The sequence below is a fragment of the Burkholderia sp. APQ4-4ca genome (genome assembly GCF_057837105.1).
The window spans coordinates 24,579-45,714 of the sequence record NZ_JBYQCG010000213.1 but is presented as its reverse complement, the minus strand read 5'-3'; the positions used below and the strand labels follow the sequence as shown (position 1 = coordinate 45,714).

Genomic DNA, 21,136 nt, shown 5'->3' with positions numbered 1-21,136 from the left:
AAGCGGTTCGCCGCACCGTCGACCGCGGCCTTCTCGACATCTGCGTCGTTGAATACGAGGACGGGCCCGTGGCCGCCCAGCTCCAGCGTGATGGGTTTGACGCCTTCGGCGGCACGCGCCGACAGCAGGCGGCCGATCGGTACCGAGCCCGTGAACGTCACTTTCCGGATGACCGGGGAAGCGATCAGATGCTTCGACACCTGGTCGGGCACGCCGAATACGACTTGAAGCACGCCCTTCGGCAAACCGGCGTCATCCAGTGCGCGTGCCAGCGCGAGCGCCGTTGCGGGGCTTTCCTCGCCGGGTTTGATGATGACGCTGCATCCGGCGGCGAGTGCGGCGGAGAGCTTGCGCGCCGGGGTGATCGCGGGGAAATTCCACGGCGTGAATGCGGCGACCGGCCCGATCGCCTGTTTCTTCACGAGCTGTTGCACGCCCGGGCGATTGGATGGCACCACGCGGCCGTCGATACGGCGAGCCTCTTCGGCGAACCATTCGAAATAGTCGGCGGCACGCAGGACTTCGTCTCGGCTTTCCGCCAGGGGTTTGCCTTCCTCGAGCGTCATGACGGTAGCGATGTGCTCGGCGCGCTCGCGCATCAGTTCCGCCGCACGCTTCAGAATGCGCGCGCGTTCGGCTGGCACGGTGTTGCGCCAGACGTCAAAGGCCGGTGCGGTGGCCTGCAGCGCGCGATCCAGATCGGCTGCCGTCGCCAGCGGGACGTGCCCGATCTCGATTTGCGTGGCCGGGTTGATCACCGACGCCGTTTCGCGTTCGCTCGCACCGATCCATTCGCCGTCGATGAAAAGATGAAGTGCGTCGTAACTGATGTCCATGGTAGTACCTTTTGTGGTTAGGATTGCGATTCAATGTGCGTTCGCCACGAGCCGGGCAGGGGAACCTGCGCCACGCCGCGTCTGGATGATTCGCCGTGGCGGGCCGGGCTCGGGTTTGATGCTTCCGTGTTCTGATTGCCTGACTTCGGGACCCAGTCTAGGCGTGAAGCGGGCGGCAACTTAGAGGCGCCGGAAAGAATGAATCTTGTCTCGGGAAGGAAAATCCCCTGCCAATATGAAAGCGTGTTGAAAGGATGTGCAAAAACGACAGGGATTGCGCGCTGACTGCGGGAAACAGGCGCGCGCCCTATGATCGACAGGCTCGCGCGGGCCGAAACGCAGCGATTCGGCGATCCATTCAAAACAGGGTGCGTTATGGACAAGGTTCACACCATGTCGGTGTTTGCGAAGGTGGTCGAGATGGGCAGCTTCACGGCTGTCGCAAACCACCTCGATACGACAGTCGGCAACATTTCCCGAGCGGTCTCGGTACTCGAGGACAATCTCAACACGCGGTTGCTGCAGCGCTCGACGCGACGGCTCGTCGTTACCGATGCGGGGCGACGTTTTTACGAGCGCAGCGTTGCGATCCTCTCGGACATCGAACGGGCAGAAGCGGAAGCGCGCGATGCGCTGCTGGAGCCGCGTGGTGTATTGCGCGTGCATGCGGTGCCGGGATTAGGCCGTCAACTCGTTTCGCAAGCCGTGCTTGCCTATCGGAACGCATACCCGGAAGTATCGGTCGATCTCATGCTGTCGCAGCGGATGCCGAACCTGCTCGAAGAGCAACTCGACGTGGCGATCGTGATTGCGCGCACGCTGCCGGACTCGGCGTATGTGAGCCAGAAGATCGGCGTCAGCCATTGCATTCTGGCGGCGTCGCCCGATTATCTGGCACGTCGTCCGGCGCCCGCGTGCGTGGATGACCTCGTCGATCACACCTGTGTGCTCCTCAGCACGGTCGACTACGCGCCCGACGAATGGCGTCTGCAAGGCACGGCCGGCGAGGCGGTGTATCGTCCGGCGGGATCGCACTTCAGCGTCAACGACATGGATGCGATGTCCACGGTACTGCGCGAGGGCGCGGGGATCGGGCTGATCGCCGCCTTTTCGGCAATCGACGATTTGCGTAAAGGCGCGCTCGTTCGCGTTCTGCCCGAATTCCACACCGCTCAGCGCAACGTCTATGCGGTGTATTCGTCCCGTCAGTTCGTCGACGCGAAGATCAAGCGGTTCATCGATGTCCTGAAGTTGCGGGTGGGCGACCAGTTGGACGCGTATGCGGAGGAGCTCGCCATCACGGTCGTATGACCCGCGTCACGGTCGGGAAGTCGAGGGAGGGGCCGGGCGCGTTCCTGGCGTCGAACGTGCTGCCGCGTGAGCGGACCTTCGTGCAGGGCCGTGCGGAGGCGGCGGGGCGGGGGTGAGGTGATCGCAACTAACGGTCAAGTCATCTTGCGCTGGCGGACGGTGCGGCGATTTCGTCGCCGCACCGCTCAACGCTTGCTGTTTTCAGCCGGCAGCGCCCGCACGAGTTCCCCCGCCGCCTTGCCGAGCCCCGTATGTTGCGGCCGCCGCACATACACCGGCAACGGCAGCCCGTTTCGAATGTTCGCGAACACGAGCGGCGCGAGTGCGCCGGCGGCCACATACCGGCCGACGACCGACTCCGGCAAATTCGCCCAGCCATGACCGGCCTTCACGAGCGCGATCGCGGTCGCCGTGTCGGTCACCTTCCACGTGCGGTTGCCGATCAGCGGACGCACGTCGGTGAGCGGACGCTCCGGATCGGCGATCGCGATCTGCCGAAACTCCGACAGTCGCTCGATCGCCGCCGGATGCGCGGCGCAACGAGCGGGCTGCTCGGCGTGATGATCTCGACGACGGGCGTCGCCGTCAATTTTCTGTACAACCTCGGGTTCGAGGCGTGGGAGCGGCGGCGCACCGAAACGACGCACACCGTCGGGCGACGTGTCGGGCATGCGAGCGGGTTTCAGGTCGCGCTCGTGACGTTCCTGATTCCGCTGATCGCGTGGTGGCTCGACGTGTCGTTATGGCAGGCGTTCCTGTACGACGCGGTGCTGATCGTGTTCCTCCCGATCTTCACGCTTACATACAACTGGGCGTTCGACAGCGTGTTCGGGTTGCCGGATGCGGTGACGCGCAAGGCGGCGCCGGTGGCGTGATGCAGATGGATGCAGCGGGGCGCGAAACGATGCGGACTGCCCGCGCCGTTTCGCTTCTGCAAGAGAAAGGAAGACGGGCGGCGCGCATGCCGCCCGCCCACGTTACGCGGCGACGAACTCGTGCACGTAACGGTTGAACACCGTGGGGCTCGCCGCATTCATCCCGTGCGACGCACCGGCGACGGTCTGCCGTTGCGCGTTGCCGATCCACTGCGACAGCGTGTCGACGTTGTGGCGGAACATCTTCGGGCTGCGCTGGCCGTCGATCAGCAGCGTGCGGCATGCGATATCGCCGGCCGTGTGCAGCGAATACGCGGGCAGCGGGTCGCGCAGTTGCTTCGGCAGCGTGCTCGCATTGTCGATCGCCATCGTGCGAAAGCGCGACGTGCTCTTCTTCCACGCGCCGGGCAGGCTCACGGAATCGACGAACATTTCGAGGCCGGCTTCGACGTCACCTTGATCGATCAGGTTCACGGCCTTCGTGCGCAGCGCGATCGCGGTGGCCGGCATGGCGGCTTCGCGCACGCCCGGCTGCTGGAGCGGGCCGCCCGGATCGGCGAGCGTCAGCGATTCGACGAGGTGCGGATGCTGGCGCGCGACGTTGAATGCGACGCTGCCGCCGCGCGAATGGCCGACCAGATGCACGGGGCCGAGATCGAGCGCGTCGATGAATTCGGCGAGCTCGTCGACGTGGTTCTGCCAGCTGAACTCGTCCTGGATGCCCGCTTCGACGGCCGGCCAGTAGTGGCTCAGGCTCGGCGCGATGCAGCGGTAGTGCGCCGACAGCGCCGCGAGTTGCGGATCCCAGTAGCGGTAGTCGCACAGCGAGCCGTGCACGAACACCATCGGCGCACCGCTGCCCCGCTCGACATACGGCAGGCTGATGCCTGACGAAAGCGTCGCAAATTGCAGGTCGGGGTTCGCGAGCACGGACGGCTCGATTCGCATGTTCATGACTGAAAGACTCAAAGGTGCGTCAACACGACGCAACTATGCATCACGGCGACCTGCAAGGAAAACGCATAATTTTCATCGTGGCGATCAATTTTATTGATGGCTCCCCGGGAAACCCTTGTCGCAGCGTGGTCATGCGTCCAAGTCTTCAATCGTCTGACGATTGATTGAGGTGCCGAAAGGGTGTGCGGGGGCATGCGCGCACGCGTCTTTGCGTCGGGAAAGGGAAGGTTTGCCGGTCAGCGCACCGTCAACGCCGGCGCGGTCCGAAGCTCGACCGGCAGATCGTTGTCGGCCGCGAACTGCATCGCGAACTCGAACGCATCCGCGCACACGGCGCGTAATTCGTCGGACACGAACAGGCATTTGACGCCGCCGTCGACGACCGGCATCGCGAGCCGCGACAGCGCGCACGGATAGCCGGGCCGCCGTTCGCCGACGAACAGCGTGATGACGCCCGCGAGCCGCTCGGGCCAGTCGCTCGGGCGGAAGGTTTTCTGCGCGCGCGTGACGCCGCGAATCAGGTGGCCGGCGAGTCGGCCGCGTTCGGTGATGTCGATGCGATCCATGCTGGTGTGCGTGCCCTCGTGCGCGTCATTCGCCGCCGTCGGCTGCCGCGTCGCCGCGCGCGGGAATCCGCAGGTGGCGCAGCTTGTGATAGAGCGTTTTCTTCGGCATGCCGAGCGCCTCGCTCGCGTCCGCGACGTTGCCGTTGTGACGCCGCAGCATGTCCTCGATCAGCATCCGCTCGAAATACGCGAGCTGTTCCGCGAGCGTGCTGCCCACGGCCGGCGCTTCGCCAGACGACAGCAGGCTGTCGCCGGTCAGCCCGAGCACGAAGCGGTCGGCCACGTTCTGCAGCTCGCGCACGTTGCCGGGCCACGCGTGCGTCATCAGTTCGGACACCTGCGCGGCGGTGACGACCGGCGCCGGCTGGCCGAAGCGTCGCGCGGCCGCGAGCACGAAATGCTCGAACAGCAGCGGCACGTCCTCGCGCCGCTCGCGCAGCGGCGGCAGTTCGATCTGCGCGACGTTCAGGCGATACAGCAAGTCCGCACGAAAGCGCCCGTCGGCCGCGAGTTCGGCGAGATCGGCCTTCGACGCGGCCACCACGCGGCAGTCGACCGGAATCAGGTCGTTCGCGCCGAGCCGTTCGACCACGCGCTCCTGGAGCACGCGCAGCATCTTGATCTGCAGCGCGATCGGCATCGTCTCGATCTCGTCGAGGAACAGCGTGCCGCCGTCCGCCCATTCGATCTTGCCGATGCGCTTCTTGATCGCGCCGGTGAACGCGCCGGCTTCATGGCCGAACAACTCGCTCTCGAACACCTGCTCGGGCAGGCCGCCGCAGTTCAGCGCGACGAAATGCGCGTCGCGACGGCCGCCGAAGTCGTGCAGGCTGCGCGCGATGAGCTCCTTGCCGGTGCCCGTCTCGCCGGTGATCAGCACCGACACCGACGTATCGGCGAGGCGCAGGATCTTCTTGCGCACGTCGGCCATCGCGGGCGACTTGCCGAGCACGAACGCCTCGATGCCCTGCCAGTTGTTCAGCGCGGCGCGCAAGCCCTGCACCTCGAGCGTCAGCCGGCGCTTCTCGATTGCACGCGCGACACGGCCGGCGATCACGTCCGACGAAAACGGCTTCTCGATGAAGTCGTACGCGCCGACCTGCATCGCGCCGACGGCCGTCGAGATGTCCGCATGGCCGCTGATCAGCACGACCGGAATCTGCGCGTCGATGGCCATCACGCGGTCGAGCAGCTGCAGCCCGTCGATGCCCGGCATCCGCACGTCCGACACGATCACCACCGGCGCGCCGGGCGCGACGTGCGCGAGCGCGTCGGCGGCCGACGCGAACGCGTCGACCGGGAACCCGGCGAGCGCGACGGCCTGCTCGACGCCGATCCGGACGTTTTCATCGTCCTCGACGACCAGCACGCGAATCTCATCTTCCATGCTCTGTCCTTTGTTGCGGCGTCGCCGCCGCGAATTCGATGGTGAACTGCGCGCCGCCTTCGTCGCGGTTCGTCGCGGTAATCCTCGCGCCGAACGCCTCGACGATGCGCGACGTGATCGCGAGGCCGAGCCCGAGGCCCTGGCCGCGCGGCTTGGTCGTGACGAACGGCTCGAACAGGTGCGGCAGCACGTCGGGCGCGATGCCGGCGCCGCTGTCGGCCACCGTGAAGCGCACGCGGCCGTCGTCGTCCGGCCCGGCCGCGTCGATGACGATGCGGCGCACCGGCGCGTCGTGCACCGCGTCGAGCGCGTTGCCGAGCAGGTTCACGATCACCTGCTGCAACTGGCTCGATTCGGCCGAGACCGTCGTGCCGGGCGCGATGTTCACGTCGAGCCGCACGCCTTCGTCGCGAATCCGCGCATCGTAGATGAGCCGCGCATGCGCGACGGCCTCGTTCAGCGACACCGCGACGCGCTCGACGTCGGGCTTGCGCGCGAAGGCCTTCAACTCGCCGGTGAGCACGGCCATGCCGTCGACCAGCTTGCCGACCCGTTCGAGGTTCGCGAGCGCCGGCGCCGGCTGCCCGCGCTCGAAGAACGTGCGTGCGTTGTCGCACAGCGTGCGGATCGCGACGAGCGGCTGGTTCAGCTCGTGCGTGAGGCCGGCGGCCATCTGTCCGAGCACCGCGAGCTTGCCCGCGTGCACGACTTCCTGCTGCGAATCGCGCAGCCGCTGCTCGGTGCGCTCGCGCTCGACGATCTCGCGCTGCATCCGCTCGTTCGCGGCCGTCAGCGCGGCGGTGCGTTGCGCGACGGTCAGTTCGAGCCGATCGTTCGCGCGGCGCAGCGCGTCCTGCGCGCTCAGCCGCGCGAGGATCGCCCGGCGGCGCTGGATCGCATAGCCGACCAGCAGCGCGACGATCAGGAACGCGCCGGTGACGAACACGAACGCCGTCTGCTGCTGGCGCCGCGCGCCCGCGATGTCGAGCAGCACCATCAGCGAATCGCCGGCCTGCGGCGCGGGGCGCGACATCACGAGATAGCGCGTGGTGCGGCCCGCGTGGCGCGGATCGGGGAAGGTGCCGAACCACGCGGCCGAGCTGCGGTCGCCGATGCGGCGATAGGGCAGCGCGTCGACGGTGCGGCCCGCGTACTGGCGCGACGCCTGGATGTCGCGCTGCTGCTGCGCGGTGATCGGGCGCAGCGCGGTGAATTTCCATGCGGGCTCGGTCGAGATCACGATCACGCCGTTACCGTCGACGACCATCGCGGCGACGCCCGGCGCGCGCCATGCCGATTCGAGCGGATCGACGCTGATCTTCACGGCGGCCACGCCGATCGGCACGCCGTCGCTGCGCACCGCGCTCGCGAAGTAGACGCCCGGCACGCCGGTGTTGGTGCCGATGCCGAAGAAGCGGCCGCTGCCGCGCGCGAGCGCGTCCTTGAAGTACGGCCGGTACGACACGTTGGTGCCGACGAAGCTGATCGTCTCGTTCCAGTTGCTCGCGGCGATCACGTCGCCTTGCAGATCGATCACGTCGACCGCGCCGCTGCCGGCGTCGCGGTTCACGGCTTCGAGGTAGGTGTTCACCGCATGCACGAGCTCGGGCGCCTCGTTCGGCGCGGCTTTCAGCATCGCGCGTACGCCGTCCTGCCGCGCGACCAGGCCGGGCAGGATCTCGAAGCGGCCGAGCTCGCTTTTGAGGCTCGACGCATACAGGTCGAGCCGGTGCGCGCCGGCTTCCTCGAGCGCGTCGATCGCGCGTTCCCACGCGAAATCGACGGCCGCGCCGGCCACGCCGACATACAGCACCGCGGCCGATGCCCACCCCCACCACGGGATTCCCTTGAAGCTCTTCTGCACGTTCGCCCTCATCGAAGCCCGCGATCGGTTGTCCGCGACCGGCCGCCCGCAACCGGCCGTCCGCAACCGGCCGTCCGGAACGACGCGCGCCGCACGCCGGCCAAGGCCGGCGGCGGCGCGTGCGAGGCAGTCGGCGCGACGGTGCGCGCGGCCGCGCGTTACCCGAAGTGCGCGACCAGGATCAGCGTCACCGTGACGACGATCGCGCCGCCGATGCGGGTGGCGATCTGCGCGAACGGCATCAGCTGCATCCGGTTCGCGGCGGTCAGGATCGCGACGTCGCCGGTGCCGCCTTGCCCGCTGTGGCAGGCGTTCACGATCGCGGTGTCGATAGGGTACATCTTCAGCAGGCGGCCGACCACGAAACCGGTGCCCATCAGCGTCGCGACGGTCGCCACGATCGTGATCACGTTGACGATCGTGAACGCGGCGGTCAGCTTGTCCCACGGCGTCATCGCGACGCCGATCGCGAACAGCAGCGGATACGTGACGGCGGTCGAGAAGAACTTGTAGACGACGAACGCGCCTTCCTGCAGCGGCGGCGACACCGCGCGCGCGAGCTTCACCAGCACCGCGAGGAACAGCATCGCGACCGGCGCGGGCAGGCCGAACAGCTTGTGCGCCATCAGGCCGACGAGGTACAGCGTGATCGCGGTGATGCCGGCGCCCGCGATGTGCGTGACGTCGACGTGGCCGCGGATTTCCTCGCTTTCCGGCGTCATGTCGCCGCTTTCGCCGACTTGCAGGCGGCCGTTGCCGGTCAGGTGCGGCAGGCGCTTGCCGAGCATGTCGAGCGCGCCCGACAGGATGATCGCGGTCAGGCTGCCGAGCATCACCGACGGCAGCACCATCGCGAACATCTCGCCCTGCGGCAGATGCATCAGTTCCGAATAGCCGATCGACAGCGGAATCGCGCCTTCGCCGACGCCGCCCGCCATGATCGGCACGACGATGTACAGCAGCGTGTGGCGCGCGCCGAGGCCGAGCGCGGTGCCGACCGCCGTGCCGACGATCGCCGCGGCGACCGAGCCGGCCGCGAGCGGAATGAAGATCTTCACGAAGCCCTGGATCAGCACGCGGCGATCCATGCTCAGGATGCTGCCGACGATGATCGATGCGATGAACAGGTACAGGAAGTTGGTCGACTTCGTGAATTCGACCGTCAGGTTCAGCACCGGCTTCGGCAGCACGTGGTAGTACGTGAGTGCCGACGGCACGAAGGTCGCGAAGATCGCGGCCGCGCCGATGTTGCGCAGGAGCGGCAGGCGCTTGCCGAGTTCCGCGCAGGTGAAGCCGAAGAACGCGAGCACGGCGATCGCCATCGAGATCTCGCCGGGCACCTTGCCCGTCACCGCGAAGCCGACGATCAGCCCGAACAGGATCACGTAGACGGGCAGCGGGATGATGCCGATGCGGATTTCCATCAGCTTCCACCAGCCTTCCGGCCAGAAGCGTTCGCGCGTGGCGGGGCCGGCTTCGGCAATCGGCTCGGGATGGGACGGGGTATGGATAGAGGTCTGCAAGACGTGTCTCCTGATGTTTGGAATGCCTGCATCGCTTCGCGGCATCGTGTGCCGTCTATTACGCAACCCCCATGCCAGAATTCCGGCCTGCCGGAATATTTTTAATCCATTGATTCGTAAGGGATTTATTTCGTCTGCGGAAAGGATTTTCCACGCGGGGTGGCCGAGATTTCGGAATTCCCGCGGCAGCGAGGCCGAGATTTCGGCCTGACCGCGGCCCGGGCGCCCGGCCATGCCAGCCGCCTGCCATGTCGCCCGCCATATCGCCCGCCATATCGCCCGCCATATCGCCGCGCGCGATTTTCTTCGCACAATCGCTTCGTAGACCGCCTTCCCGCCGCTCTCTATCATCGGCTGATCTTTTTTCCGACGTGACGACGACTGTCCGGAGAACGCCCGCGCGTTCGCCGCGGCGTCGCTCATCCGTCGACACCGTCTTTGGACAGGAGAGTGGTTCCCATGCTGCATCCCGTGTTTTCCGCCCGCTTTTCCGCCGGCCGCGTGGCCGGCCTGGCCCGCGTGCTGACGGCCGCGCTGCTCGGCGTCGCGCTGCTGAACGGTGCGCGCGCCGACACCGCGCCGCTGAAGGTCGGCATCTCGACCAGCCCGCAGATCGAGGCGCTGAAGATCGCCGCGAAGGAGGCGAAGGAGCAGGGCCTCGACGTGAAGATCGTCGAATTCACCGACTGGAATACGCCGAACGCGGCGCTCGCGAACAAGGACATCGACGTCAACTACTTCCAGCACATCCCGTTTCTCGAGAACGCGAAGAAGCAGGGCGGCTACAACTTCATCTCGATCGCGCCCGGCACGATCATGAAGATCGGCCTCTATTCGAAGAAGGTAAAAAGCTTCGCCGAACTGAAGGACGGCGCGCGCGTCGCGATCGCGAACGATCCGGTCAACGGCGGGCGCGGGCTGTTGCTGCTGCAGCGCGCGGGGCTCATCACGCTGAAGCCGGGCGCCGACTACCGCGCGACGACGCGCGACATCGTCGCCAACCCGAAGCACCTGAAGATCATCCCGCTCGAAGCGTCGCAGCTCGCGCGCTCGCTCGACGACGTCGATCTCGCGCAGGGTTATCCGAGCTTCATCAAGCTCGCCGGCACGACCGACCCGAACAGCGCGCTGCTGTTCGACGGCACCGAGAACAAGAACTTCGCGATCCAGTGGGTCGTGCGGCCCGAACGCGCGAACGATCCGCGCATCCGCAAGTTCATCTCGATCTACCAGCACTCGCCGGCGGTGCGCCGTGCGCTCGACAACGCGTTCGGCTCGCTGTACGCGATCGCGTGGTGACGGAGGCGGCATGACGACGGCGAACCGCAAGAAAATCCTGCTCAACGCGTTCAACATGAACTGCGTCGGGCACATCAACCACGGACTGTGGACGCATCCGCGCGACCGCTCCGCGCACTACACCGATCTCGACTACTGGGCCGATCTCGCGAAGACGCTCGAACGCGGCAAGTTCGACGGGATCTTTCTCGCGGACATCGTCGGCGTGTACGACGTGTTCGGCGGCGGCCCCGACGCCGCGCTGCGCGAATCGGTGCAAGTGCCCGTCAACGATCCGCTGCTGCTCGTGCCGGCGATGGCGCAGGTCACGCGGCATCTCGGCTTCGGCGTGACCGCGAACCTGACCTACGAGCCGCCTTATCTGTTCGCGCGCCGCATGTCGACGCTCGATCATCTGACGAAAGGGCGCGTGGGCTGGAACATCGTGACCGGCTACCTCGACAGCGCCGCGCGCGGGATGGGCCTCGCGCGGCAGATCGGCCATGACGACCGCTACGAGCGCGCGGACGACTACATGGACGTCGTCTACAAGCTGTGGGAACAGAGCTGGGACGACGACGCGGTGATCCGCGACGCGAAGGCGCGCGTGTTCGCGCAGCCGGGCAAGGTGCGGCGCGTGAAGCACGACGGGCCGTTCTATTCGATCGATGCGATTCATCTGAGCGAACCGTCGCTGCAACGCACGCCGGTGCTGTACCAGGCCGGCTCGTCCGCGCGCGGCGTCGAGTTCGCGGGGCGTCACGCGGAATGCGTGTTCGTGAACGGCCAGAGCAAGGCCGCGGCGCGCGCGGCGGCGCTCGATATCCGCGCGGCCGCCGCGCGGCACGGGCGCGACCCGGCGTCGATCAGGATCTTTGCAGGCGTGAGCGTCGTGACGGCCGAGACCGAATTGCTCGCCCGCGAGAAGTTCGACGAGTACCGGCGCTACGCAAGCCCCGAAGCCGGCCTCGCGCATTTCGCGAGCTCGACCGGCATCGATTTCGCGAAATACGGCCTCGACGAGCCGATCTCGTATGTGAAGACCGATTCGATCCAGTCGGCCGTCGACGCGATCTCGAAGAAGAGCACGACCGGCACGTGGACCGTGCGCCGCATGCTCGAACAGATGTCGCTCGGCGGCCGCTATGCGCCGATCGTCGGTTCGCCGTCGCAGGTCGCGGACGAACTGCAGGCGTGGATCGACGAGACCGGTATCGACGGTTTCAACCTGACGCGCACGGTGATGCCCGAGTCGTTCGAGGATTTCGTCGACTGGGTCGTGCCCGAGCTGCAGAACCGCGGCGTCTACAAGGAAGACTACGATCCCGCGCCGACGCTGCGCGACAAGCTGTTCGGCGCAGGTCCGCGCCTGCCCGCCTGGCATACCGGCGCGCAGCACCGGCCGGCGGCCGCAGCCGAACCCGCGCATCCCGCGCATGCGTGAACCTGACGGAGCGAAGCGATGACGCAATTGTTCGATACGCTGGGTTTCATCGAGACATCGGCCGTTCGCGCGGGCGCCGGCGTCGGTGCAACGGCGCATGAGGAACCGGCCGTGCTGGCCGGCGGCGCGGCCGTGTCGCTGGAGCAGGTCGGCAAGGTGTTCGCGACGCCGCGCGGCCAGGCCGCCGCGCTGCGCGACGTGACGCTCGACGTGCGGCGCAGCGAGGTGTTCGGCATCATCGGCCGCAGCGGCGCCGGCAAGTCGACGCTGCTGCGCCTCCTGAACGGCCTCGAACGGCCGAGTTCGGGCCGCGTGCGTGTGCAGGGCGTCGACGTCGGCGCGCTCGACGAGGATGGCCTCGTCGCGTTGCGGCGCCGCACCGGCATGGTGTTCCAGCATTTCAACCTGCTGTCCGCGAAGACGGTGTTCGAGAACGTCGCGCTGCCGCTGAAGATCGCCGGCGTGCCGAAGGCCGAGCGCGTGCGCAAGGTCGACGCGCTGCTCGAGCTCGTCGGGCTCGCCGCGAAGCGCGACGCGTATCCGGCGAGCCTGTCCGGCGGGCAGAAGCAGCGCGTCGGCATCGCGCGGGCGCTCGTGCACGATCCCGAGGTGCTGCTGTGCGACGAAGCGACGTCGGCGCTCGATCCGGAAACCACGCAATCGATCCTCGCGCTGCTCGCGGACATCAACCGCCGTCTCGGGCTCACGATCGTGCTGATCACGCACGAGATGGAGGTGATCCGCGCGGTGTGCGACACGGTCGCGGTGATCGAACAGGGCGAAGTCGTCGAAACCGGCCCCGTGTGGCGCGTGTTCGGCGATCCGCGCCACGGCGCGACGCGCGCGCTGCTGAGCACGCTGCAGCACGACCTGCCGGCCGAGCTGGCCGCGCGCGTGCGGCCGCTGCCGGAGCAGGCCGCGCTGCCCGACGGCGCGCAGATCGTGCTCGACGTGCGCTATACGGGCGAGAGCGGCGGCGCACCCGATGTTGGCGCGCTCGCGGCGGCGCTCGGCGGCGCCGTGCGGTTCCTGCACGGCGGCATCGAAAGCATCCAGGGGCATGCGCAGGGGCGGCTCGTGATCGCCGCGACGCCGCGTGCGGATGACGCCGGCCCGTCGGCGGCGCGCGGCGATGCGGTCGCCGCGCTGCTCGAACGTGCGCGCCGCCATGCGAACCATGCGGAGGTGCTCGGCTATGTTTGAGCTCTGGTGGCCCGAACTGCTCGACGCAATCCGCGACACGTTGTCGATGGTCGCCGCGTCGGCCGCGATCGCCGCGCTGATCGGCATCCCGCTCGCGGTGATCCTCGTGACCACCGCGCCCGGCGGCATTTACGCGCGGCGCGGCGCGAACACGGTGCTCGGTGCGCTCGTCAACGTGTTCCGCTCGACGCCGTTCATCATCCTGCTGGTCGCACTGCTGCCGTTTACGCGCATCCTGATCGGCACGACGATCGGCGTGTGGGCGGCCGTCGTGCCGCTGTCGATCGCCGCGATCCCGTTCTTCGCACGGATCGCCGAAGTGAGCCTGCGCGAAGTCGATCGCGGGCTGATCGAGGCCGCGCTCGCGATGGGCGCGAAGCGCCGCCACATCGTATGGCACGTGCTGCTGCCCGAAGCGCTGCCCGGCATGCTCGGCGGCTTCACGATCACCGTCGTCGCGCTGATCGGCTCGACCGCGATGGCGGGCGCCGTCGGCGCGGGCGGCCTCGGCGATCTCGCGATCCGCTACGGCTATCAACGTTTCGACACGACCGTCATGGCGACCGTGATCGTGATCCTGATCGCGCTCGTCTCGGCCGTGCAAATCACGGGCGACCGCCTGGTCCGACGCGTGACCCGGCGAACCTGAGCGACGCCACAAGCGTCCGCTCGCTTCATTCCTGATCCTGAGAGAAAACCATGACCTTGCCTATCGGCGCGCCGCGCGAATGGAACGGACAATTCGAGGAAACGCTGTTTCTGGAGGTGGCGCGACGCCATCGTCCGGGCTTCCTCGACAAGGTGGCCACGCCGCCGCGCGAGCCGCGCAACGGCGACGAACTGGCCGCCGTCGCCGACTACTACACGAAGATGGCGTCGCACGACCTGTTCATCGTGCAGGTCGTCGCGAAGGCGATCGACACGCTGTTTCGCGACGATCCGCATTTCCAGCTGATTCTGTCGCGCCAGCTCGGCGACGACGGCGCGCACGCGGTGATCGGCCGTGAGCGCGTGACCGAACTCACGGGGCGCGATCCGCTGCCGGAAGTCGACCGGCTCGTCGCCGCGCACTGGGCGCGCATCGGCGACATCGCGGTGCGCGACGTCGCGGGCTTTCTCGCGTTCGAATGGCATTATGAGCTGCACATCCTCGCGAAGCTGTGGATCCAGCGCAAGACCGGCCGCATCGGGGACAGCGCGATGCGCGAGCACGGCGAGAACCGGATTCGCCCGGACGAGGAATGGCATCGCGTGCAGATCGTCCAGTGGTGGTTCGACACGCTCCAGGCGCTGCCGGCGGCCGAGCGCGACGCGCTGATCGATCGCGTGATCGCGGCCGACGAGGAAACCCAGGCGCGGCTCGACGGCTATCTGCACGACGAATACGCGCATACCGCACTGGTATTCGGCGCGGATATCGCCGAATATCGTGCGATCTACGACGACTGGCGGCGCGAGATCCTGTCGCGGCTGACCGGCCGTCAGCTGGGTGCGCTCGCTCCACTGTCGGGCGAAACCGTTGAACAGGAAGCTGTCGCATGAACGATCCAAGCGGCCCGGCGACGCTCGCGCCGGCTACCGATACACCGGCCGTCGACCGCGCCGCGCTGGCGCGCGCGATCGATGCGCTGCATGTGAGCGCCGCCGAGCGCGACCGCGCCGGCGGTCATGCGGCACAGGAGAAGCAGTGGCTTGCCGATGCGGGCCTGCTGACGCTCGCGGTGCCGCGTGCGTTCGGCGGGCAGGAAGCGGCGTGGCCCGCGATCTACGACGTCATCCGGCAGGTCGCGCGAGTCGACAGCGCGCTCGCGCATCTGGTCGGCTTCCAGTGCCTGCAGGTGGTGAGCGTCGACGTGTGGGGCAGCGCCGCGCAGCGCGAGCGCTATTTGCGCGGCACGGTCGACGGGCGCTGGTGGTGGGGCAACGCGGTCAATCCGCTCGACACGCGGCTCGTCGCCACGGCGACGTCCGACGGCGGCTACCGGCTCGACGGCGTGAAGGGCTTCTGTTCCGGCACGCGCGGCTCGCAGCGGATGACGGTGTCCGCGCACGATCCGGCGATCGGCCGCACCGTGTTCGGCGTGGTGCCGACCGATCGGGCCGGCATCACGGTCAACGACGACTGGGATCCGGTCGGCCAGCGTCAGACCGACAGCGGCAGCGTGCGCTTCGACGGCGTGACGCTCGCGCCGGACGAGGTGCTGCACCGCTCCGAGGCCGCGCCGACGCCGCGCGCGACGCTGCGCACGCTCGTGTCGCAGCTCGTGCTGACGAACCTGTTCGTCGGCCTGGCGGAAGGCGCACTGGCCGAGGCGCGCGACTACGTGCGGCAGCATGGCCGCCCGTGGATCCATGCGGGCGTCGAGCGGGCCGAGGACGATCCGTACACGCTGCAGCGCTTCGGCGACATGCGCGTGCGCGCGATCGCCGCGGCGGCGCTGGCCGATCGCGCGGCCGGCGCGTTGCAGCACGCGTGGGCGCGGCAGGATGCGCTGACGGCCGACGAACGCGCCGAAGCCGCACTCGCGGTATCGGAAGCGAAGATCGTCGCGCAGCGCGCGGCGCTGGATAACGGCGAGGCGCTGTTCGACGCGTGCGGCGCGCGCGCGACGGCCGCGTCGCTGGGCCTCGACCGCTTCTGGCGGAACGCGCGCACGCATACGCTGCACGATCCGCTCGACTACCGGCTGCGCGACGTGGGCCGGTTCGCGCTGACGGGCGAGCTGCCGCCGGCGTCGCTCTATACGTAATCAGCAGCGGGACGGTGCCGGCACGCTTGCCGGCGTTACGCCGCCGGCAACGCCTCCGCCAACGCTCGCATCGCCTCCACCGTTTCCGGGTTCGCCGGGAAAAACGCCTCGATCGCGAGTTCCGCCAGCGTCACGTCGACCGGCGTGCCGAACACCGTCGTCGTACTGAAGAACGTCAGCTCGCCGCGCGTCGTGCGCAGCCGCACGGCGATATCCGCGAAATCGGTGCGCGCGTGCGAATCGTCGGGCTGCCTGGCCGGCGCCGGATACGCGGCGAGCTCGTCGCGCAGCGCATGCAGCGTGCTGTCGCCGCTCGCATCGATCTGCCGTTGCAGCCGATGCAGGATATGCGCGCGCCATTCGTGCCGGTTGACGATCTGGGACGCGAGACCGTCCGGATGCAGGCTCAGCCGCAGCACGTTGACGGGCGGCTGCAGCAGCGCGGGGTCCGCCTGCGCGACCAGCGCGCCGAGCATCCGGTTCGCCGCGAGCAGCGTCCAGTGGCGGTCCACCGCGAGCGCCGGATAAGGCTCGTGCCCGCGCAGCACGGCTTCGACCGCATGACGTGCGGCATCCAGTTGCGGGTCCGAAAACGGCCGTTCGCGAAACAGCGGCGCGAAGCCGGCCGCGACGAGCAGCGCATTGCGTTCGCGCAGCGGCACGTCGAGGCGTTCGGCGAGATGCAGCACCATCTCGCGGCTCGGCTGCGCGCGGCCCGATTCGACGAAGCTCAGGTGGCGGGCGGACACGTCCGCCTCGAGCGCGAGCGCCATCTGGCTCAGGCGCCGGCGTTGCCGCCACGTGCGCAGCAGCGGCCCGACGCCGGACGCACGGCCGGCGGACGGGGAAGGCGAATGGAAGGCGGCGGTCGAGTTCATGGAGGAGATGATAGGCAATCCCGCGCCGCTTCGGCATTACCTGCGAGGTAAGCATCGCGCCGCGCCCGGTCGCGTGCAGCCGCTGCGTTACCATAGCCCCCGTGCCACCTGAGAGGCGGCGCCGGACCCGCGACCACAACGCCTGGGCCGGCCGCCGCGCACATCGACAACAAGGCATTCCAGGGGAATCCAACAATGAAAAAACTTGCCGTCCGGCTCGCCTGCGTGGCGACGCTCGCACTCGCCGCGACCCGCGGCCACGCGCAGACCGAAGCTGCACAGGTAGAAATGAGGGCCGCCGCCGCGGCCGCCAACGAAGCGGTCGTGAAGGGGCCGACCGACATCGACGTCAAACACGAAGCCGTGCTGAAGCTGAAGGCCGGCGAATCGTTCGTGCCGGCCGCCGAAGCCGGCCGCTACCTGCGCTCGATGGGCAATTCGGTCGACGAATCGAAGCTGGTCGGCCTCGTGCTGCCCGACGATCCGGACGCCGACTGGCTCTCGGTCGTGTCGTTCGAGCCGAGCGGCTACATTCGCGACGACGACGCGAAGGACTGGAAGCCTGACGAACTGCTGAAAAGCCTGCAGGCCGGCACCGAGGAAAGCAATCCGGCGCGCAAGGAGCGCGGCTTGCCCGAAACCGAGGTGGTCGGCTGGGCGAAGGCGCCTGCGTACGACGCGGCCACGCACCGGCTCGTGTGGTCGGCGATCATCCGCGACAAGGGCGCGGCGCCGAATGCCGCGAACGACGGCGTGAACTACCGGACGCTCGTGCTCGGCCGCGACGGCTACCTGTCGCTGACGATGGCGTCGACGCTCGCCGATCTGCCGAAGTACAAGGCCTCGGCCGACGAACTGCTGTCGAACATCCGCTTCAACGACGGCAAGCGCTATGCCGACTTCAACCAGTCGACCGACCACGTCGCCGAGTACGGGCTCGCGGCGCTGATCGTCGGCGTCGGCGCGAAAAAGCTCGGGCTGCTCGCGCTGATCGGCGCGTTCGCGGTGAAGTTCTTCAAGGTCGGCGCGCTCGCGCTGCTGGCCGGGGGCGCGGCGCTCAAGCGCTTCTTCGGGCGCAAGCCGAAGGCGGCCGCGGTGCCGGCCGTCGCCGACGCATCCGACGGGGCCGCCACGGAGCGCAAGGAATGACGAAGCTGCTGCTGCTGATCTTCGGCGGCCTCAAGCTCGGCAAGGTGCTCGTATCGGCCGGCACGATGCTCGCGTCGATCGCGGTCTATGCGCTGTTTTACGGCTGGCGTTTCGCGGCCGGCTTCGTCGCGTTGCTGCTGGTGCACGAAGCCGGCCACTACGTCGCCGCGCAGCGGCGCGGGCTCGACGTCGGGCTGCCGACCTTCATCCCGTTCGTCGGCGCGTGGATCCAGTTGAAGGAGATGCCGCACGACGCGGAAACGGAAGCGTACGTCGGGCTCGCGGGGCCGTTCGTCGGCACGCTCGGCGCGCTGGCCTGCTACGCGGCCGCGCGGCACACCGACAGCAACCTGCTGCTCGCGTTGTCGTACACGGGCTTCTTCCTCAATCTGTTCAACATGATTCCGTTGTCGCCGTTCGACGGCGGGCGGATCACCGCGGTGCTGTCGCCGCGCATCTGGTTCGCGGGCGTGCCGGTGCTGATCGCGCTGTTCGCGTATCGGCCGAGCCCGCTGCTGATCGTGATGGCGATCCTCGCGCTGCCGCAACTGAAGCGCGCGTGGCGCTACGATCCCGACGCGCCGGAGAACCGCGTGTACTACGCGACGTCGATCGAGACGAAGACGACCTACGCGCTCTGTTACGTGGGCCTGCTCGCGTTTCTTGCGCTGATGACGTCCGGCGTGCACGACATGCTGCGCGTCGTGCACGCGTCGGTCTGACGTCGATCCGATGCAAAAAAACGGCGGCTGCGTAAAAAGCGGCCGCCGTTTTTCAAAGGTCGAACCTCACGCGGCGCGATGTCGCAGTTCGACGCGCTTGATGTCCTTCACGATCACGAGATAGCTGAACACGGTGACGAGCGCGTTCAGCCCGACGAACACCAGCGCGCCGTTGAACGAGCCGCTCGCGCCGACGAGGTAGCCGATCGTGCTCTGCAGCAGCGTGAACGCCGACTACAGGAAGATGCTCGCCGCATACACGCGCCGCGCGCGAAGCGGTCGAGCAGCCAGCCGCTCGGCAGTTGCGCGAGCACGTACGCCCAGTTGAACGCCGAGAGGACATAGCCCATCGTCACCGGGTCGATGCCGAATGCCTTGCGGATCGGCGTGCCGGTGATCGACAGCGTCGCGCGGTCCGCATAGTTGAGCGTCGTGACGACGAACAGCATCGCGAGGATCCAGTAGCGCACGGCGGTTCGGCGCGCGGTGTGCGCGAGGTCGAGCGGAATCGCGAGGGGAGGGCTAATCGGGCATTTTAAATGTACGTCGTCGTATGACATGGCCGAAAGTTTATGGACAATGCCGGAATTCAGAAACCGCGGGTTTTCCCTCTGAAGATCCTCGCCACAATATGGGAATGTCGTCATTTGCTGGCCGGACAACGCTTGGCGGTGTATCGTCCGCGCCCTCACAGGCGGCGAGCATGACGCAATGCCGTCGGCAGACATCGTATCTGTTGCGTTACAATGAGCTATTCATTCCCGAACCACGGAGCACACCCATGCAACTGACAGGAGAGATGCTGATCGGCGCCGAAGCGGTGGCCGGCTCGGCAGGCACCTTGCACGCGTTCGACCCGACGAAGGGCGCGCCGATCGAGGCCCCGGCGTTCGGCGTCGCGACGCAGGCCGACGTCGACCGCGCGTGCGAACTCGCACGCGATGCGTTCGATGCATACCGCACGCAGCCGCTCGCGGCCCGTGCGGCGTTTCTCGAAGCGATCGCCGATGAAATCGTCGCGCTCGGCGATGCGCTGATCGAGCGCGCGCATGCCGAAACGGGCTTGCCCGTCGCGCGGCTGCAGGGCGAGCGCGGCCGCACCGTCGGCCAGTTGCGGTTGTTCGCGCGCGTCGTGCGCGACGGGCGCTTCCTCGCCGCGTCGATCGATCCCGCGCAGCCGGCACGCACGCCGCTGCCGCGCTCGGACCTGCGGCTGCAGAAAATCGCGCTCGGGCCCGTCGCCGTGTTCGGCGCGAGCAATTTCCCGCTCGCGTTCTCGGTGGCCGGCGGCGATACCGCGTCGGCGCTCGCGGCCGGCTGCCCGGTGATCGTGAAGGCGCACGAGGCGCACCTCGGCACGTCCGAACTGGTCGGCCGCGCGATTCGCGCCGCGGTCGAGAAAACCGGCATGCCGGCCGGTGTGTTCTCGCTGCTGGTCGGCCCCGGCCGCGTGATCGGCGCGGCGCTGGTCGGCCATCCGGCGATCCAGGCCGTCGGTTTCACCGGGTCGCGGCAGGGCGGGATGGCGCTCGTGCAGATCGCGAACGCGCGCCCGCAGCCGATTCCCGTCTATGCGGAAATGAGCAGCATCAATCCGGTCGTGCTGTTCCCGGCCGCACTCGCCGCGCGCGGCGACGCGATCGCGACGGGCTTCGTCGATTCGCTGACGCTCGGTGTCGGCCAGTTCTGTACCAATCCGGGCCTCGTGCTCGCGATCGACGGCCCCGATCTCGACCGTTTCGAGGCGGTCGCCGCGCAGGCGCTCGCGAAGAAGGCGGCCGGCGTGATGCTCACGCGCGGCATCGCCGACGCATACCGCAATGGCCGCGGCAAGCTGGCCGAACTGCCGGGCGTGCGCGAAATCGGCGTGGGCGAGGCCGCGCAGACCGACTGCCAGGCAGGCGGCGCGCTGTATGAAGTCGGTGCGCAGGCATTCCTGGGCGAGCCGGCGTTCAGCCACGAGGTGTTCGGGCCGGCGTCGCTGATCGTGCGCTGCCGCGATCTCGACGAAGTCGCGCGCGTGCTCGACGCGCTCGAAGGCCAGTTGACGGCCACGCTGCAAATCGACGCCGACGACAAGCCGCTCGCGCGCCGGCTGCTGCCGATCCTCGAGCGCAAGGCCGGGCGCCTGCTGGTCAACGGCTATCCGACCGGCGTCGAGGTGTGCGATGCGATGGTGCACGGCGGCCCGTTCCCCGCGACGTCGAACCCGGCCGTCACGTCGGTCGGCGCGACCGCGATCGAGCGCTTCCTGCGGCCGGTGTGCTACCAGGACTTCCCGGACGATCTGCTGCCCGAAGGGCTGCGGGAAGGCAATCCGCTCGCGATTCCGCGGCTGCGGGACGGGAAGGCGGAGTGATGTGGCGGCGGCCCGGCGGCGAACGCCGGGCTGC

General features: G+C 68.1%; 17 protein-coding genes and 3 pseudogenes. 11 read left to right on the top strand and 9 right to left on the bottom strand.

All coding sequences use genetic code 11. From position 1 onward, the window contains the following. On the bottom strand, positions 1-836 hold an 836-nt coding region (locus AC3IFE_RS22735; protein ID WP_489192120.1), incomplete at its 3' end, for an aldehyde dehydrogenase family protein. Between the two features lie 375 nt (positions 837-1,211). Here AC3IFE_RS22735 and AC3IFE_RS22730 point away from each other — a divergent pair. Continuing rightward, complete coding sequence (locus AC3IFE_RS22730; RefSeq protein ID WP_489192122.1) at positions 1,212-2,147, top strand: LysR family transcriptional regulator; 936 nt, start codon at positions 1,212-1,214, stop codon at positions 2,145-2,147. Between the two features lie 185 nt (positions 2,148-2,332). On the opposite strand, the pseudogene AC3IFE_RS22725 reads toward AC3IFE_RS22730, so the two are convergent. Then, a pseudogene (locus AC3IFE_RS22725) lies at positions 2,333-2,683 on the bottom strand (LysR substrate-binding domain-containing protein); the annotation flags it as partial. A gap of 3 nt (positions 2,684-2,686) precedes the next feature. Between AC3IFE_RS22725 and AC3IFE_RS22720 the strand changes: the two are divergent. Next, a pseudogene (locus AC3IFE_RS22720) lies at positions 2,687-3,022 on the top strand (PACE efflux transporter); the annotation flags it as partial. A gap of 102 nt (positions 3,023-3,124) precedes the next feature. Here AC3IFE_RS22720 and AC3IFE_RS22715 read toward each other — a convergent pair. From AC3IFE_RS22715 to AC3IFE_RS22695, 5 genes are all read right to left on the bottom strand, one after another. After that, a complete protein-coding gene (locus AC3IFE_RS22715; RefSeq protein WP_301737266.1) occupies positions 3,125-3,976 on the bottom strand; it encodes an alpha/beta fold hydrolase in 852 nt (283 codons plus the stop codon). A gap of 239 nt (positions 3,977-4,215) precedes the next feature. Next, the gene (locus AC3IFE_RS22710; protein ID WP_489192118.1) at positions 4,216-4,545 is read right to left on the bottom strand and encodes a DUF3579 domain-containing protein; all 330 of its coding nucleotides are present in this window, start codon (positions 4,543-4,545) and stop codon (positions 4,216-4,218) included. Between the two features lie 25 nt (positions 4,546-4,570). After that, a complete protein-coding gene (locus AC3IFE_RS22705; RefSeq protein ID WP_489192116.1) occupies positions 4,571-5,932 on the bottom strand; it encodes a sigma-54-dependent transcriptional regulator in 1,362 nt (453 codons plus the stop codon). Continuing rightward, the gene (locus AC3IFE_RS22700) at positions 5,922-7,808 is read right to left on the bottom strand and encodes a sensor histidine kinase (protein WP_489192114.1); all 1,887 of its coding nucleotides are present in this window, start codon (positions 7,806-7,808) and stop codon (positions 5,922-5,924) included. Before AC3IFE_RS22700 ends, AC3IFE_RS22705 begins: the two co-directional genes overlap by 11 nt. Positions 7,809-7,954: 146 nt before the next feature. Then, complete coding sequence (locus AC3IFE_RS22695) at positions 7,955-9,319, bottom strand: 2-hydroxycarboxylate transporter family protein (protein WP_089470675.1); 1,365 nt, start codon at positions 9,317-9,319, stop codon at positions 7,955-7,957. 459 nt (positions 9,320-9,778) lie between these two features. Here AC3IFE_RS22695 and AC3IFE_RS22690 point away from each other — a divergent pair, with 459 nt between their 5' ends. From AC3IFE_RS22690 to AC3IFE_RS22665, 6 genes are read left to right on the top strand one after another with little or no spacing between them, the layout of a single operon-like run. Beyond that, positions 9,779-10,618 (top strand): MetQ/NlpA family ABC transporter substrate-binding protein, encoded by an 840-nt coding sequence (locus tag AC3IFE_RS22690; RefSeq protein ID WP_489192112.1) that lies wholly within the window; start codon positions 9,779-9,781, stop codon positions 10,616-10,618. A 10-nt stretch (positions 10,619-10,628) separates the two neighbouring features. Continuing rightward, positions 10,629-12,041 carry an LLM class flavin-dependent oxidoreductase gene (locus AC3IFE_RS22685; protein WP_489192110.1) on the top strand — a complete coding sequence of 471 codons (1,413 nt, stop codon included), beginning with the start codon at positions 10,629-10,631 and terminating at the stop codon, positions 12,039-12,041. Positions 12,042-12,059: 18 nt separating this feature from the next. Then, positions 12,060-13,244, top strand: coding sequence for a methionine ABC transporter ATP-binding protein (locus AC3IFE_RS22680; protein ID WP_489192108.1), 1,185 nt, complete (start codon positions 12,060-12,062; stop codon positions 13,242-13,244). Then, complete coding sequence (locus AC3IFE_RS22675; RefSeq protein ID WP_489192106.1) at positions 13,237-13,893, top strand: methionine ABC transporter permease; 657 nt, start codon at positions 13,237-13,239, stop codon at positions 13,891-13,893. The genes AC3IFE_RS22680 and AC3IFE_RS22675 overlap by 8 nt, the downstream gene beginning before the upstream one ends. A 50-nt stretch (positions 13,894-13,943) precedes the next feature. After that, entirely contained in the window at positions 13,944-14,786 is an 843-nt protein-coding gene (locus AC3IFE_RS22670) for a hypothetical protein (protein ID WP_089470670.1), read from the top strand. Continuing rightward, positions 14,783-15,994 (top strand): acyl-CoA dehydrogenase family protein, encoded by a 1,212-nt coding sequence (locus AC3IFE_RS22665; protein ID WP_179233544.1) that lies wholly within the window; start codon positions 14,783-14,785, stop codon positions 15,992-15,994. The genes AC3IFE_RS22670 and AC3IFE_RS22665 overlap by 4 nt, the downstream gene beginning before the upstream one ends. Positions 15,995-16,029: 35 nt before the next feature. On the opposite strand, the gene AC3IFE_RS22660 is transcribed toward AC3IFE_RS22665, so the two are convergent. Beyond that, positions 16,030-16,872, bottom strand: a complete 843-nt coding sequence (locus AC3IFE_RS22660) for a helix-turn-helix domain-containing protein (RefSeq protein WP_489192104.1) — start codon at positions 16,870-16,872, stop codon at positions 16,030-16,032. 195 nt (positions 16,873-17,067) lie between these two features. On the opposite strand from AC3IFE_RS22660, the gene AC3IFE_RS22655 reads away from it, so the two are divergent. Then, on the top strand, positions 17,068-18,021 hold the full coding sequence (locus AC3IFE_RS22655; protein WP_489192102.1) for a DUF2167 domain-containing protein: 954 nt from the start codon (positions 17,068-17,070) through the stop codon (positions 18,019-18,021). Continuing rightward, complete coding sequence (locus AC3IFE_RS22650; RefSeq protein ID WP_489192100.1) at positions 18,018-18,743, top strand: site-2 protease family protein; 726 nt, start codon at positions 18,018-18,020, stop codon at positions 18,741-18,743. Before AC3IFE_RS22655 ends, AC3IFE_RS22650 begins: the two co-directional genes overlap by 4 nt. A 156-nt stretch (positions 18,744-18,899) precedes the next feature. Here AC3IFE_RS22650 and AC3IFE_RS22645 read toward each other — a convergent pair. Further along, positions 18,900-19,332, bottom strand: a pseudogene (locus tag AC3IFE_RS22645) (MFS transporter); the annotation flags it as partial. Positions 19,333-19,524: 192 nt separating this feature from the next. On the opposite strand from AC3IFE_RS22645, the gene AC3IFE_RS22640 reads away from it, so the two are divergent. After that, positions 19,525-21,102, top strand: coding sequence for an aldehyde dehydrogenase (NADP(+)) (locus tag AC3IFE_RS22640; protein WP_489192098.1), 1,578 nt, complete (start codon positions 19,525-19,527; stop codon positions 21,100-21,102). Positions 21,103-21,136 lie beyond the last annotated feature (34 nt).

Excerpts from the sequence above, each read along its gene's own strand:
- AC3IFE_RS22730 (WP_489192122.1), top strand. The coding sequence starts at position 1,212 with ATGGACAAGGTTCACACCATGTCGGTGTTTGCGAAGGTGGTCGAGATG.
- AC3IFE_RS22715 (WP_301737266.1), bottom strand. The coding sequence starts at position 3,976 with ATGAACATGCGAATCGAGCCGTCCGTGCTCGCGAACCCCGACCTGCAA.
- AC3IFE_RS22710 (WP_489192118.1), bottom strand. The coding sequence starts at position 4,545 with ATGGATCGCATCGACATCACCGAACGCGGCCGACTCGCCGGCCACCTG.
- AC3IFE_RS22705 (WP_489192116.1), bottom strand. The coding sequence starts at position 5,932 with ATGGAAGATGAGATTCGCGTGCTGGTCGTCGAGGACGATGAAAACGTC.
- AC3IFE_RS22700 (WP_489192114.1), bottom strand. The coding sequence starts at position 7,808 with ATGAGGGCGAACGTGCAGAAGAGCTTCAAGGGAATCCCGTGGTGGGGG.
- AC3IFE_RS22690 (WP_489192112.1), top strand. The coding sequence starts at position 9,779 with ATGCTGCATCCCGTGTTTTCCGCCCGCTTTTCCGCCGGCCGCGTGGCC.
- AC3IFE_RS22685 (WP_489192110.1), top strand. The coding sequence starts at position 10,629 with ATGACGACGGCGAACCGCAAGAAAATCCTGCTCAACGCGTTCAACATG.
- AC3IFE_RS22680 (WP_489192108.1), top strand. The coding sequence starts at position 12,060 with ATGACGCAATTGTTCGATACGCTGGGTTTCATCGAGACATCGGCCGTT.
- AC3IFE_RS22675 (WP_489192106.1), top strand. The coding sequence starts at position 13,237 with ATGTTTGAGCTCTGGTGGCCCGAACTGCTCGACGCAATCCGCGACACG.
- AC3IFE_RS22670 (WP_089470670.1), top strand. The coding sequence starts at position 13,944 with ATGACCTTGCCTATCGGCGCGCCGCGCGAATGGAACGGACAATTCGAG.
- AC3IFE_RS22665 (WP_179233544.1), top strand. The coding sequence starts at position 14,783 with ATGAACGATCCAAGCGGCCCGGCGACGCTCGCGCCGGCTACCGATACA.
- AC3IFE_RS22660 (WP_489192104.1), bottom strand. The coding sequence starts at position 16,872 with ATGAACTCGACCGCCGCCTTCCATTCGCCTTCCCCGTCCGCCGGCCGT.
- AC3IFE_RS22655 (WP_489192102.1), top strand. The coding sequence starts at position 17,068 with ATGAAAAAACTTGCCGTCCGGCTCGCCTGCGTGGCGACGCTCGCACTC.
- AC3IFE_RS22650 (WP_489192100.1), top strand. The coding sequence starts at position 18,018 with ATGACGAAGCTGCTGCTGCTGATCTTCGGCGGCCTCAAGCTCGGCAAG.
- AC3IFE_RS22640 (WP_489192098.1), top strand. The coding sequence starts at position 19,525 with ATGCAACTGACAGGAGAGATGCTGATCGGCGCCGAAGCGGTGGCCGGC.